Here is a 306-nt window from a genome sequence, read left to right as displayed (position 1 = left end):
CACGAAAGCATCTCGATGACCGAGGCTAAAATAAGCAATTGATTCAGGAACTAAAAGTGGCCGGTTTTGTAATAAAGAGTAGCCCCATACCCAGTTTTGTTCATAGTCAGGATCAAACGGTTTAACCGGAAAACTATTACGATTATAATGTTCATTTGTATGTACACCGAGCAAGAGGGGATTAAGTGCATGATCCTCTAACTCACGAAAACTGCCGTGTACATATGTCTTTGTTCCTCGAGGTGACATACCACAATATCGTTCTAAACCTACTAAAATAGCAGTCGCTTCATCTTAAACACAAAT

Annotated in this window: 1 pseudogene; it reads right to left on the bottom strand. The window is 39.5% G+C overall.

Annotated features, from left to right (window positions below):
• Positions 1–291: pseudogene (locus tag ACSG5Z_RS30440) on the bottom strand (YcaO-like family protein); the annotation flags it as partial.
• Positions 292–306: the final 15 nt, after the last annotated feature.

Origin of the sequence: Bacillus pretiosus, from assembly GCF_051294775.1 — a bacterium.
GTDB classification, from domain to species: Bacteria; Bacillota; Bacilli; order Bacillales; family Bacillaceae_G; genus Bacillus_A; species Bacillus_A wiedmannii.
This window is presented reverse-complemented; position numbering and strand designations above follow the sequence as displayed.